Annotated in this window: 7 protein-coding genes and 1 riboswitch; all 7 genes read left to right on the forward strand. The window is 47.6% G+C overall.

Annotated elements, in window-relative coordinates; all coding sequences use genetic code 11:
- Positions 1-66 precede the first annotated feature (66 nt).
- The gene (locus MHH86_RS04460; protein WP_076099549.1) at positions 67-1,884 is read left to right on the forward strand and encodes a vWA domain-containing protein; all 1,818 of its coding nucleotides are present in this window, start codon (positions 67-69) and stop codon (positions 1,882-1,884) included.
- A gap of 88 nt (positions 1,885-1,972) precedes the next feature.
- A complete protein-coding gene (locus MHH86_RS04465; protein WP_076099550.1) occupies positions 1,973-5,362 on the forward strand; it encodes a tubulin-like doman-containing protein in 3,390 nt (1,129 codons plus the stop codon).
- 4 nt (positions 5,363-5,366) lie between these two features.
- A complete protein-coding gene (locus MHH86_RS04470) occupies positions 5,367-7,769 on the forward strand; it encodes a transcription initiation factor TFIID (protein WP_081382498.1) in 2,403 nt (800 codons plus the stop codon).
- 287 nt (positions 7,770-8,056) lie between these two features.
- Positions 8,057-9,331, forward strand: coding sequence for a VWA domain-containing protein (locus MHH86_RS04475; protein WP_036680812.1), 1,275 nt, complete (start codon positions 8,057-8,059; stop codon positions 9,329-9,331).
- Between the two features lie 24 nt (positions 9,332-9,355).
- Positions 9,356-9,997, forward strand: a complete 642-nt coding sequence (locus tag MHH86_RS04480; protein ID WP_036680814.1) for a hypothetical protein — start codon at positions 9,356-9,358, stop codon at positions 9,995-9,997.
- Positions 9,998-10,079: 82 nt separating this feature from the next.
- The gene (locus MHH86_RS04485; RefSeq protein ID WP_038568871.1) at positions 10,080-11,342 is read left to right on the forward strand and encodes a hypothetical protein; all 1,263 of its coding nucleotides are present in this window, start codon (positions 10,080-10,082) and stop codon (positions 11,340-11,342) included.
- Entirely contained in the window at positions 11,339-14,335 is a 2,997-nt protein-coding gene (locus MHH86_RS04490; RefSeq protein ID WP_340888651.1) for a glycosyltransferase, read from the forward strand. The genes MHH86_RS04485 and MHH86_RS04490 overlap by 4 nt, the downstream gene beginning before the upstream one ends.
- A 127-nt stretch (positions 14,336-14,462) precedes the next feature.
- Positions 14,463-14,666, forward strand: a riboswitch (cobalamin riboswitch).
- Positions 14,667-14,781: the final 115 nt, after the last annotated feature.

The raw sequence follows: 14,781 nt of genomic DNA on the forward strand, positions 1-14,781 counted from the left end.
ACAGATTTTAGCGATAGTGCTGAACCTGTCATATGTGCCTAATATAACACAAGAGGAGCCCTATTTATGCTTCGTAAATATCAAAGTATTAGAACAACCAAGACTCTCTTTCTACGTATCTTTCCGGTATTGCTCCTGGCTCTTTGTCTAGCTGCCTCGCCTTTTGCAGCTGTTAAAGCCTATGCAGCAACGTCGGCGCAATCTCACATTGATGCTGTGCTTCTTATTGATGTCAGCAACTCCATGAAGACTAGTGACAAGAACAAAATCGCCAACGAAGCGATGAAAATGTTCATAGATATGTTATCCACCCAAGGTGATAAAGTAGGTATTGTTGCCTATACCGACAAGGTGCAACGGGAAAAGGCTCTGCTGCAAATTAGCTCGGAGAGCGATAAGCAGGATTTGAAGGATTTTATTGATGGTTTGGACCGAGGAGCTTACACCGATATCGCTATTGGCGTAGAGGAAGCTGTGAAGGTTCTGCAGAATGGAAGTGACCCTTCCCATGAGCCTATCATTGTAATGCTCGCTGATGGCAATAATGATTTCAACAAAGCGACAGGCCGGACGCAAAGTGAATCAGATAAAGAGCTGAAGGCGGCCGTTGAGGTTGCCAAAAAGAATGGCTATCCCATCTATACCATTGGACTTAATGCAGATGGCAAGCTGAATAAACAAAGCCTCGCCGACCTGTCCAATGAGACAGGTGGTAAAGCATTTTCGACGGACTCAGCAGATGATCTGCCGCAAATCCTGAGTGAGATTTTTGCCAGCCATTTGAAGCTGAAGGTAGTGCCTGTGCAGTCGATTACTGCAAATGGCGATTATCAGGATGTGACCGTCAACGTGCCTAACGGCAGTGTTTTGGAAGCCAATATCTCAATTATGTCTTCACAGCCTGTGACAGCGAAATTAACGGACCCGTCAGGGAAAGAAGTTGCGATCCCCTCAAACAATGTCCTGCTGTCCAAGTCTTCTACTTATAGCTTGATTAAGCTACTGTCACCGCAGGAAGGAGATTGGAAACTTCAGGTTAAAGGTGTGCCAAAGGATAAGATTGATATTAATCTAGTCTTTAACTATGACTTGGAGCTTAAGATCGATGCGCTGCCATCAGCAACCTATAAAAAGGGTGATAAAATCGACATCACCTCGCATCTGTTCAGCAACGGTACTCAGGTAACACTCAGTAATTTGTATCAAGATATGAAGGCGGTACTGCTTGCTACAGATATCGATACAGGTGATGTGCAAGAAATCGAACTGGATAACTCCGGAGCTGTCTTCAAGGGTACATTTGAGGTAAAAGAAAGCCATAACTACGAGTTGAAGGTACGGGCAGAGGAAAGCAGCTTTTATCGGGAAAGTGCACCTGTCCAAATCAGCGCGAAGACAGGCGGAGCAGCAACAACAGCACCTTCTACAGGGACTGGCAAGGAAGAACCCCTGAAGGAAGCTTCATCCAAAACCCTGTATTACATTATAGGGGGCATTCTTTTAGTGCTGGCAGCTGGTGCAGCATGGTATGTGCTGAATAAGAAATCGGCACGTGGTTTTGTTGGACAGCTGGTAGTAGAGGTTAAAGACAGCAATACGGGTGAGAAGACCTACCCACAATATAAGAAGCTTGCAGGCTTCAAGGGCAAGTTCACCCTTCATCAGCTGCTGCAGTTGGCGCCTGAACTGAAGGAGAGCGAAAGTGTTATTTTCACACCGGCTAAGAATGACCGATTGCTGTTACGCAGCGGAGAAGGTGTTACTGTGGAGAGATCCGGACGTGCTGCGGATGCTTCGCGTGGTCTTGAACTGAAGAGTGGGGACCGCGTTTCAGTATCTCTACAGACGGTAGATAAGACGATTTATCTGGAATATTTAGTATAGTAGGCAATGGCAATGTATGCCGCAGAAATAGTTTTGCTGCAAGATATCTGAAGTACAGCTTCCGCAAAACTTTTAGGAGGATAAGCATATGAAACCAGTAGTAAGAGAGCATATACAGCAGTTGGATGTATCACTAGGCGGCGGGATTGTCAGCGATAAAATCAGGGTGGATACGATTGATAATCCGATCCTGATCATTGGACTAGGCGGCACGGGCATTGATGCCCTGCTGCGTCTTAAATATCAGATTAACCGCCGCTTTAAGCTGCCGGAGGATCCAATATCCAAGAAGAAACGGGACAAGCCGGATAATGTGGAATTTCTAGCTTTTGAGACGAATGAACAGGATCGCGGAAAAAAATACAAAGGCATTGGGCTGGACCCGCAAAATGAATTTGTACTGTTGGCGAATGCTGAAATCGGCGGACTGCTACAGAACCGTAGTATTCTCGATTCTTATATTACAGATTGGCTGTCACCTGAGTTAAGTATCACAGATGGTATGAATGGTGCTGCTGGTGTGCGGCAGGCTGGACGTCTGCTTTTGTTCACCAAGATTAATCAGGTTGTAGGCGCGATTGATAAGAAGATCAAGACGTTATCCGTAGGCACTAACAAAAAGCTGATGGTCTTTCTGCTGACAGGTCTGTCGGGCGGTACAGGCAGTGGGGCTTTCTTGGATATTGCCTATATCGTACGCGGTATTATTGAACGTGACTACGGATCAGCCGGTATTGACCGTGTGAACACACTGGGTTATCTCTTTACACCTGACGTGAACCTGTCTAATAAAAGTCTAAGTGAGCACACGCGTGAATATATTCGCAAGAACGGTTATGCAGCGCTAAAAGAGCTGGATTACTGGATGAATGTGGACAGTCGTGGTGAGCGATTCCAGCAGCAATACGGTAATATTTTGACGGTAAATTCACCGCTGCCTCCATTTAATCTATGTCATTTGATCTCTGCAACGAATACCGAGGGTAAGCTGCTGGAGAATGCGTACGATTACTGTATGAACGTAACGGCGGAGAACATCACGAACTTTATGGCGAGTGAAGAAAAACAGTCTGGTGAAGAATTCGCCATCCATGACTATATCAGTAATATCCGCACCAACATTGCGCAGATGAACAAGACCTACCCAGCTAACTATGAATACAACATTATCGGTGCCTCGTCTGCTGTGCTTCCGATTGAGGAAATGACGACTTACCTGGCTTTCCGCTTGTTTGATAAAATGGAAAAAATGTTCCAGCAGGCCCCTGGTCAAGAGGATGTAGAGAAATTCGCACGTAAGCTGGGGATTGATCTCGACAGTATGATCAAGACGTTTGAATCCCGTGTGCCTGAGCCGTTGCCAGGCTACGAGAACAGCGAACGCTTGAGCCATGCCAATGTTGTTAAGAATCAAGTGGTAAGCATGGATACAGAGCTGGAGCAGAACTTCCTGGCTCGTGCCCGTGAAGAATATATCAAATCGAAAAAGCAGTTGCCTGGCGAAATTGTGGGACGTTTCAGTGAAGAGCTGGAGCGCATCTTCCTGCACCCAGAGCAAGGGCCATTCTACGTTTCCCGTCTGCTGTATACCGAGAAGGGCTTCTGTATTTTGAAGCTGATTCAGTCTTATATTGAGGCTTTACGTGAAAGCTTGTTGCGTTTGCCACGTGATATTGAGACGGCTCAGGACAGTGCGGATGAGAAGCTGAGCGATGCCCGCAGTGCTTTTGTCTCCAAAGAGAAGAAGAAAAATGCTTATATTGAGGCTAAAATCAATGAATATTGGCTGCACGCCGATGTAGAACGCACTGAGCAAATGATTCAATTTTACGAGGACTTATATGAGCTCTTAAACGATGAGAACAGCCGGATTTACGGTGTGTTTACAGAGATTCTTAGTGCGCTTAGCTCGATTTTTGCCAAAAACGGGGACATCCTTATCAATGGCGAAGAGCAGGCAGACTATAAAGGAAACAAAACTTATTATTGGAACATTGTGAACGTGCCGGATATTTCAGCAACCATCTCCAAGATCATGGATCAGAAGGACGGCGACGACCTGATTCGCGACTTCACCCGTGAAATGCTGAAGCATTCCGGACGTTGGGTCAAAGAGCAGGAGATTGATATCGTCCGCTCGATTTCGGAATTCCTTAGCGATAAGTTTGGGGATCTGATTACCCGTTCGATGGAGGATTTCCTTGTGATGAAATTCGGCCATGAAGAGCCGCTGGATAAATTCGTTGAGCGGATTATTGCCGGTAAATTGGACGAAGAGGCTGTGCCTACCTTCCACCTTAGCAATAGCTCGGGCAGCTTACATTTCCCATCATGGGGTTTCGTTTCCGTGCCTGTTAAAGCGCCGGGTATCCTAAAAGGGATTCGTAATTATCAGAATAATGCGCTTGGCAAATCGCAATTTACGATCAAGGAAAGCCAAGTGAAAAACCGTATTTTCTGGCTTAATACACGTAATGGTGTGCCACTTTTCGTATACACGCCGCTCCGGGTGTTTGAAGAGAACTATGAGCGGACCATTCTCGACAAGGAAGGGATTGGCCGCCATCTCGTGATGACGGATAAGAACAACTGGACGTACCTGCCTTCTCCGATTCCGGAAAAATCATGGGGCGACACTTACGTCAATTCTCGTGTACGTGATTATAACGCTAGAGTGCGTGCAGACTTTGCAAAAGCGCTGGCAAGTGGAGTCATTATTGAAAAAGGTGTAGATGAGAACACAAGTAACAGATATTCTGTTGTGTTCACCAAACCTTTTGATCTGGACACCATTTTGAGTGGTTTCGATATGCAGCTGCAATCCACACGCCCGAATCTCGGTGAAGTGAAGAAGGCGGTTGATGAGCTGAAGAGCCTGCGTGAGAAGGGCTTGGAGCGCGAAGGCATTAAAGATATCTTTGGCAGCATCAACAAGGACATGGCGCAGGAGAATCTCATTCGTTCACCGCAGTTGATTTCACGTGTTCGTGTGGAGTTGGCCAAATATGCTGAACTGACTGCCAAAGCCACTGAGCTTGAAGGTGTGCTCCATCAATATCTGGACGAAGATAAGTGGATGGATCAGTTCATTGAAGCTTTGTATACGGACAGCATTATCAAAAAAGGCGCACTCTACGTTTATGACCGTGATGAAGAAGAGGACGCTTGGGAGCCGTTTGCTAATTTGATGAAAGAGCGCAGCTACGTAGAGTATGCCGTGTATCGGCACTTCCGGGAGCTGGATGAGAAGAGCCGCAGCGTACTGCTGCGTAAGGCAGCACGTCGTGCAGGTGAAATGACTGCCGCTGAAGACGTTACCCCGCTGCTCTATAAGCTGGAAGGACTGTATGTATCATTCCTGGAAGCACGCGACAGCTTGGAGTACGAACGGGTAGAGTATGAGAGCGGCGATGAGATGTACGGATTCTACAAGAGCATGACTAGCAAGCTCGGCAGTATCCGCAGAAAGTTGAAATAGGCCTATGATCAAAACACAGGCATTATCTTATGGTGAACAATATGCGGTACAGGAAGAGGCACAGCGCAGCAAAGGGGATGGACGCAGCAGCATCCATTACCCTGCCCTGTTTCTGTTCGTAGGCGACAAGGTTGCTCCGGCCATCGGTCCGGTGCTGGATAGCTGCGAACGAAAATGGGATAACGCCGGCGGGGTTATGGCATTACATGCTGTGTCAGGTGCGGCAAAAGAGGGAACAGACGGAAGCAAAAGTGAATCTGTTGCGGGAGGAAAAGACCGGGTGCTGGCCATGGCTTTGCCGGAAACGGCAGGGTCAGATCCACGCACTGTGCGTCATGAACTTTACCGCAAGTTTCATGAGGATACACGTTATCTTGCTGAAATGAATAAAGTTATCCGGCGGCTGAGCAACAGTATAGCGGATTATGGACGTCTATATTCATCTTTTGACGTCATCCATCTCTCTATCATTACGCGGGTTGATGATCCGCTTAATGTATTGCTGCCGGAAATTACACTGCTGGCTCGTGCTGTACTCGGCCAGTCCTTCAAGTCCGTACAGACAGATCTCTACGCTCTGATCAATGAGCGGGAGCAAGGGGATAATTTTGGATATTCCAGCTCAGTAGGGCTGGCTTTTCTGCGTGAATTGGACAGAATGCAGGCTACGGACTATAAGTTTAATGCGCCGTTACTTGTGACGGAAGACGGTCTGTCGATTCCAGTTGGCCATGGTCCTTCCGCATTATTTGACCTTGTGTATCTGCTCTCCGATAAAAATGAGCGCGGTATGATGTCTGCACACGGTATGGATGACAACTACGAGATTATTTCTCATATTAGTCTGCTCAAAAATCGGGTCCGCCCGGCTTCTGATCAGGCTACTGGTCATGGCGGATATAACAATATGACCTTCAAAAGCGGCATCAGAGGCAGCACTGGAAGACAAGGCTACGCCTCTGCTGGCTTTTCCGGGGTAAGAAGACCTAATGTTCAAATTGCTTTGGCAGTGCTGTATCATGCGTTCCGGCGGCTTGTCTCCGATATGAGTGAGGGCAGTTCGTGGACTATACGTGAACGGCAGGCGTTGTTAGGGCTGGACCCTGACAGCTTGCGGGAACACGCGGTACAGCTACTTCCGGAGAAAGACGGCCTGAATGAAATGACGGGTTTAATGAGTCACGGACGCCCTTCCTATAATGAACTGAAGCAGCTGTCACTTCGTGAAGCTGAACGGCAGTTGTTCGGTGAAGGGGGCGAAGCTTATTTCCGCAATAACTTTGTGGCAGAGTCAAACCGGAGAGTAGAGGGAATGAATCCATTACGCCAATGGCGCACTATGCTGGCGGCACAGGAAACATCTACGCCTGCGGTAAGCTTTTATCAGCTTGCGGAGTGGACGGCAGATCGTGATGAAGCCGGAAGTGTGCTCCATCTTTTACGTCAGCATATGGCAGGCTTGCGTTCCGCGATTCTCTCCATGCAGGAGGAGCTTGAGGATCTTTATGCAGAAAGCGTGGAGCGCCAGCCGTTCCAGCGTGTGCCGCTTTTTGACAAAAGAACAGTACGTAACTTCATTCATTACTTATTCTCAGCCGTATATGGCAAAAAATATGAACTATTGGGCCTAGAAAGTGAGCTTGCCCTATGCAGTCGTTTGGAATCTGCACTTGAGCAGCTTCATATGGAAAGTATGGCTCGTGTGAAAGCTATGGAGACTTTGGAGGAAGAATTGCGTATTACTGTTATGGACAGCATTGGGCGAACAAACGAAACAACGGGCCAGAACGTAATGGAATACTACCGCGTAGTCACAGAAGAAGTGATGAAGGATATCGAAACCCGGCGTGGACCTGGAATATTCTTCAGTGAGAAGTACATGGGCAGTATCTCCAAGCTCTTAGAACAAGGGAAAGAAGCTGTGATTGAGCGTTTGATTGATATTTGCCGCCGGGAGCTGCTGACAGCAGAACCTTTCAATTTATCTTTTGAGGAAGAGCTTCTGCGGCGTGCAAATGTTGCGGCAGCCTATGAGAATCGTCAGGTTCTATCGAGGGAAGAGCTGTTCAAGCGCTTGTATCATAATTTGGAAGAGGGCGCGGCCATTAATGTTCGGCTATTCGAATATACGCAAGAGCATCGTCATGAGGAGAAATATTTCTTCGGAGACAGTTCATCAGAATTCCTACGCTACGCATTTGGAGTGGATGAGACAACTCGGATTTACCGGTTAGGATTCGTGCATGAGCAGCGGAGGAGCGGAGTGGAGAAGCTCAACCTGATGGGCGGCTTTCATTTAGAAGACCTGCTCTATTATCGCAACGGTAAGGTCTATTATGAGACTTATGCTCAGAATGGCTATCAGCTCCATGGGCTGAGTGAAGATCAGCTTCCTGAGATGCGCTGATGGCGTAATAGATGGGTACCCTCACTTTGAGTCCCTTTATTGCCTTTGTGCAATATTGATACAGTAGATTTAAGTAGATTTCTGGGATAGGGACATTTCTCCTTATTTCCAATGCACACTGTGCAATAGAATAGAAATAGTTGTTCCTCCTACTCCATTCTATTGCACAAAGTGCAATCTGGGGGATGATAACACATCCGGGTAGCCCGTTTATCAGGCAGCATAACCCCCGGAATGTTTAAAGGATAATAGTACAATTCAGGTTTTCCCGGAAAGGAAGTATAACGATGCAGAGAAAAATCAATCTGCTGCTGCTCTTCTTCAGTCTGATCGGCGGCGGGGTCGCCTTTCTTTTTGGCGAATGGCTGCTAAGCTGGTATAACGATCTGCCTTCCATCCTGCTTGTGGGTATTTATTTTGCCATTGTGGCGCTGGGTGTCGGTGTAGGCTGCCTGCTTGCAGAGATGATCTCGCCACGACTGAACGGAGCTTCATGGAAACAACGCTACCTGGGGTTATCGTGGAAACTGCTGCCTCTGATGATTGTCCTTGCACTTGGAGTTGGAGCCTTAACGGAGTTCGTTTATGAACTGAATTTTGGCGGTGCCAGACCGGTTAAGAATGTGGTGATGGCTATCGATGACTCAGGCAGTATGACGCAGAGTGATCCCGATAATAGCCGGTATTCAGCAGCAAAAGCGTTAATTACAAAAATGGACACTGACAATAAGGTGGCCGTGGTGACCTTTAACAACGAAGCTGTAGTTGTCCAGCCTTTAACGCCACTTTCAAATTCGGAGAATCGTGAGAAGGTGCTGACTGCAATCGATAATCTGCAGCCAACCGAAGGCGGCACGAATATTAGCGGTGCGGTCTCGGAGGCACTCAAGGAAATTGATAGTGACGGCAAAAAAGACCAAGGAGCTATGGTCATCTTGTTGTCTGACGGAGTGAGTAATTTCGATACCACAAGAGAGTTGCAGGCTTATGTAGAGCGCGGTATTGCCGTGAATACCATTGGTCTGGGCTTGAATGATCCAGCAGGCAATCAGCTGTTGCAGGATATTGCGAGAGTGACAGGCGGACACTATTATGATGTCAAGGATTCAGCCCTTCTGGGCGATGTGTTCCAGCAGATCTATGACCGTCTGGGAGATCGGACGCTGCTAACTGAGCGCAGTGATTCAACGGCAGACAGTCCTTATTATGCTGCGGTTCGTATATTATCATTGATGTTGATGGGGGCTGCGCTTGGATTAGGTCTGGGAATTATGTTTGATAACCGTCATTTGGCTAAAAGCTTTGGGATTGGCGGCGTAATATCAGGCTTGTTCGCAGGACTGATTCTGGAATTTGGACTTAGCGGTGACTCCTTTACAGATAGTCTTATTCGTCTTCTGGCTGTTCTTATATTAGCTGCTATTATTGCATTATTTACAGGCGTCATTCCGGTAGGTGAAGGACGTATTTATCGAAATAGAAGAAACAATAACGCAGCGCCTGCACCAGCATCGGATAACTTTCCGGGTCGGCGCAGAAACCGGAACAGCAAAGGATTCTAGTGTAGCGGAAAGGGGTTTACATTAATGAGGTACGCCGAGGTTAATGCTTCCGCTCCGGGAATAACGGATGTGACATCCCAAGTGGATGACCGATTCTGTACGCTGAGATGGCGCTGGCCGGACGGCGTGCAGGCGGTGTACATCCACAAAACCTCCGCAGAAGCGGCTGACATGGGAACCGGAGATGATCCGCCAGTAGGGATGAAGCTCTACACTCGTGAGGAATACAAATCTAACAATGGTTATCGTGATCGATTGGATGATATCGGCCTGATATCCTATACGATATTTGCTCGTCTTGCTGAGAACGGTGAGACTGTACTGGTGAGGCAAAGTGATGGTGTGAACCGGGTGATGGTCAGTGCAGGCAAAGCCCGAATCTATTATTCCATTCAACAAAAAAAAGCCTTATTCGGAAAACAAAAGACCGTACATATGGCGATTACGGCAGAAGTGCCCGTGGCACGGGATGTCCTCTGTTATGTCAAGAAACGTGGAGGGCATCCGGCAGGGAAAGAGGATGGTATTCTCTTTCCCTTCGTACAGGATTTCGCTCCTGGACGCAATGTACTTCCGCCGATTGAAATCGGTAAGGATGATTTTGTACGCATCTTTTTCACCGATGGCAAGAAATATGGGCTTTATTACGAATTGGTACCGGAGTGAGACTCGGTCTACGTGTACAAGCGGGTAATGAGCAGTGCGTTCATAGCAAGTACGTAGATACAACTTTTGGGAGGATGAGTAGATGTCTTTTTTTAGCCGTTTTATGAAAAAGAATCAGCCGGAGCCGCGGCCGCTTTTTTACGATATAGTGTGTCCGTATTGCTTCACCAAATTCTCTCCGGAGGATGTCGTCTTTCGGGCTATGCACAGCCGGGAGGACGATGAAAATTACGCATTGGGTGAGGATGACGCCTTGAACAAATACCGTGAGCGCTTCGGGCTCGATACGGTAGATGACATAGAAGCGATTATCAACCCGGCGGATATTCCGGAAGAATATCATCATTACACGGATCATGTGTTAACTGGGCTTACGGATCGTTACGGTGTGCTTACGCGCAGACGGCTTTGCCCGGCCTGCCATAATGAGCTGCCGGTGACTGCCGGGAAGGTGCCAAGTAACATCATCTCGATTATCGGGGCATCCCAAGTCGGGAAATCGGTGTATATGACCTCGCTGATCCACACGTTGCAGCATACTACAGCAGGTCATTTTGATGCCGCTTGTATGCCGCTTAATGCAGAGATTAGCCGTAAGTTCCGTACATTGTATGAAGAACCGCTTTTTGAGCGCGGGGATCTGCTGGCTTCTACACAGAAGGAAAAAATGCAGGAGCCTTTTATCTTTCAATTTGTCTTTAAGGATGAAAATAAACCGCCACTGACACTTGTATTCTTTGATGTAGCAGGTGAGGGGATGGTGGATCAGGATTATCTTGGACTTCATGGTCAGCATATCAAGAACTCTGCGGGTATTCTGTTTATGGTCGATCCGCTGCAAATCCGTTCTATCCGTGAAAAGATTCATATTAACATCGGTGACCGTCCCGGAGAATGGGTCTCACAATATGACGAGCCGCGCGATGTGGTGCTGACGATGTTTGGTGATTTTATTGCCTATCAGGAAAAGAGTAAGACAGACATTCCAACAGCGGTTGTACTTGCAAAAAGTGATATGCTGCATTCGCTGAAGGATGAGGATGGCGATTATATCAAGTCCAACAGCAATGTGTTCAATAACTATGTTCATCGCAAAACATTAAACATGGACGAGTTCCATAACATCGACGGGGAAATTCGCAGATTTATTGGTAAGGTGGACAGACCCTTTAAAGATACGATGGATGTTTATTTCGCGAATACGGGTTATTTTGCAGTATCTGCGTTGGGCAGCAATCCTGTGAATCAAAAGATTGAGGGTGTAGTAAGCCCGATTCGTGTAGACGAGCCTTTTATTTGGCTGCTGCATAAGCTGAAGTATATTGAGGGGAGCGACGGCCCGTGAATGGTTTCTCAGGGTCAACAATCGCCCAACAGATGTATACCCGCGAACGTCGCGGAGTGTTTCGTTCCACAGAAGGCTTCGATACGGTAGCGAAATCAGATAGTCTAGACAATAATTTTGTGAAAAAAATCCTTCATCCCTTCTGCCTCTACGATGCTCCTGCGGAGTTAACCGCACGTGGGGAGAAGGATGAGGCTGCATATCCTGGAGCGCTGCACCTATTTCATGCCGAGAACGGGGATACAGTTATTGGGCTTAGTCGTTATCAAGCGGCCGATTTCACAGGCCAACGAAGCGCCTTTTTTGCACATAACTATGTAGTTCCTGCTTCACGTTCCGAAGAAATTGTGCAGAGCTATGGAGACTGGCTGCATGCTGATTTTGCAGAGCGTTATACTGGAGAGCTTGGTGGAACCTTGCCGGAGCTGCCCTCTATTCCAGTTGTTCGCACAGACCGCAGCCCGGATCCAATCGCAGGCTTACGCTTGTTAGGGATTGATGAAGGGATATTCAAGGCGTTATTGCAAGCTGTGATGCTCTCTGTAGCAGGTAAGAAAAAAATCTACGTGGCTCTAAACGTACCTATCACCGAGTTGTCCGCGCGGGCGGTGGAGCTTACAGAAATTCTGTATAGCGTGCTGCCGTATGAATTCCGCCGTAGATTAGGCGTGATTACGTATGCGAATGAACCGCAAAGCCGTAAATATATACATCTTAGCTTTGTGGAAAAAGGTTCGCTGCGTCCCGGTGATCGTAGTATTGAGAAGGATTATACCTTCGATTTGGCTTCCGGACGGATGGGGAATGTCGATTTTGGTGAGTCCCGCCAGCCTTATGCTGATTTGGTGTGGAAGCTGTTACTGCTGAATCCAGGAGATATTAACGACTTTGTAAGCTTCGCTGATCAGATTCTGCGTGGAGAGAGTCCTGAGCATAAGCTATCCCTTGCTTTCTATAATGAGCTGGCTATATTTTATGAGATTGAGCAAGGGAACGAGCATTTATATACGGAGAATAAGAGTGCGGTGCTAAGTGGTTTGCTCTCTTACCTTAAACCAGACGGTGCAATTCATTCTAGAATCCGCTTGAACGATATTTTCTTAGAACGGTTCGACCGGGAATTTGATCTGATTCGGCAAAGGAATGTGCCAGATCCGGCGATTATGGAATGCTTTAAGGAGTATTTTGTACTTAAGGATCACAATTACAGGGTCAGAATCGTGGATTATTTCATCAATGGGATGCTTCATAGTGTGGAAGCGGGCCGCAAGGATATCTTGAGTGCCGCTTACGGGATCATTGAGAGTAATGATGAGTTAAGTGCAGCCTACTTCCAGCGCGTGATGTCTGAAACATATTTCCGTAAGCAGCTACTTGAGCCTTATATGGAATCAAGACTAGCTGCGGCGTCCAGATCTGCGGATATACTGAGCTTTGTACTCCATTGGGGGCGGTTCCTGCCAGTGGCGTTAGAGCAGTCTTTTGCTCAAAATGCTGTGAAGGATTATTTGCTTGAAAAGCTCCAGCTGGAACATGATCCGGTGGCTTCTGTAGCGGAAATTCATGAAATTGTAGATAAGGCAGAAAAAGATCGCCGCAAAGGAACAGGAGTTGCTCCTAAGGCACTCTCCCTAATGCAGGATCTTGCTGCTTCAGCAGATAGATTCTTACTGAACCGCTTATCGCTTTCCGATATGACGCAGGAGGAGCTTCTGGAGGTAGTTTTTTTACGGTATGGTAATGTTGTCGATTGGCAGCCGCCACTGGATAGGATTAGCAAGCAGAAAGAGAATGCGCTGCGCGCCGCTTACCGCTGGTTTGGTGAAGAGAAGCCGAATGAGGAGATTTTTGCAGGATTGTCTCCGCAGGAACTAGACGATGTGCAGCTACTGGGTCGTCGTTTGCTAAAAGAGGCGCGTGTTCTGGAACCCTTTGAACGGCTTCCGCTAGCCTTCTACTATACAACTCAGCGTGAAGGGGGTCCGCTGGATTACGATGCGCTTCTGGAGCTGTTAAAGCGTAAAGCCGGTTCCGACAAAGAAATCATCTATCGGTTTTTTGCTTGGTCGCAAGGCAATCCTTTATTTACGGTTTCGAATAAAAAGCTGCAACCGGGTTACCGTAAGGCGATTCTGAAGTATTTCCTAAGCAGTGATCGTGAAGCGTTCAAGAATCGGGAATTCCGAAAGAACTATGTCGCGGCAGCTCGGCCTGCTCTGCAAAATGTGTACAATGAAGCCCGCTCCCAACTGGCTTCCCCGCTGGCGCGCTGGATCAGCCGCAGCCGATTTCGACTCTTAATCTCCGGCTCCATTACGGGTATTCTGGTGATTATTGCAATTATCGTATTCAGTATGCTGCGTCCGGATGATACGAAGACGGCTCTGCCGGGGACAAGCCCTGAGCCGACCCCTGTTCAGAGTGCAGGTAATGAGCTGCCTCCGGCTTCAGTATACTTGAAGGATCAGAGCGACGAAGGAGATAAGGGGAGCAGCATATTGGTGTTCACCTTCGCAAGTGCAGATGACTGTGTGCAGTTTCAACCGACTGAGATTAGTTTAATGTCTTCGTCTACAGAGATAGATAAAAGCTTTAAGGTCGCTGCTACGAATGGCACTTGTCCAGTGCCGTCAACGGATGGGACGGATGAGGGAAACGCCGCTGACGATTCAGATGCCGCTGGCACTACTGGAGGAACAGCAGAAGGTGCAGATGCTCCTAACGCAGTAGCTGATGCTTCTCCGTCTCCTACGCCTTCCTCTGATACTGAGGACAGCACTGGGTTGCCTTCCGCAACAGCTGTGACTGAAGGTGAACAACCATCCTATCAGGTTGAGGTTACATTGGAGCCTGGAGCGACAATTCTAGAGAAAAGTATGATCAAGGCCGGAAGATTTACATTGATCGTAGATCCCGACCCTAATTTTCCACCAGCTTCTGATTCAAGTGCTGAACCCTCCCCAACTGCAAGTCCGGAAGGAACAGCCGAATAACAAGCTTTCTGAACAGCAATACCTACCGGCAGGTGGTGTATTGCTGTTCATTTTTTTGCTGCCCATACTAAGCTTTTCTATAGACATGCTATGTATTAATAGATATGATTATGGATGTCAAAATAAGATACTACATACTGGAAAAGGTGCAGACTCTATCAATCTAGTCGTCTGCTTAAAAGGGAAGTCCGGTGCATGAGTCCGGCGTGGTCCCGCCACTGTATGTGCGGAGCGTTTCTTCTATAAGCCACTGCCCTGAAGGTAGGGTGGGAAGGTGAAGAACAGCGATGAAGCATTAGCCAGGAGACCTGCCTTTTTTGTGAGCGTTTCTATTCTTCGTGGGGTAAGAATGTGGAACATATACAGATGGACTATCGGCAGGAAGCAAGCGCCGGAGCCTCGATTTGTAATCTTCCCTGACCGCCCTCCAAAGGGGCGGTCTTTAT

Origin of the sequence: Paenibacillus sp. FSL F4-0097 (assembly GCF_038593125.1) — a bacterium.
Classification (GTDB): Bacteria; Bacillota; Bacilli; order Paenibacillales; family Paenibacillaceae; genus Paenibacillus_AQ; species Paenibacillus_AQ odorifer.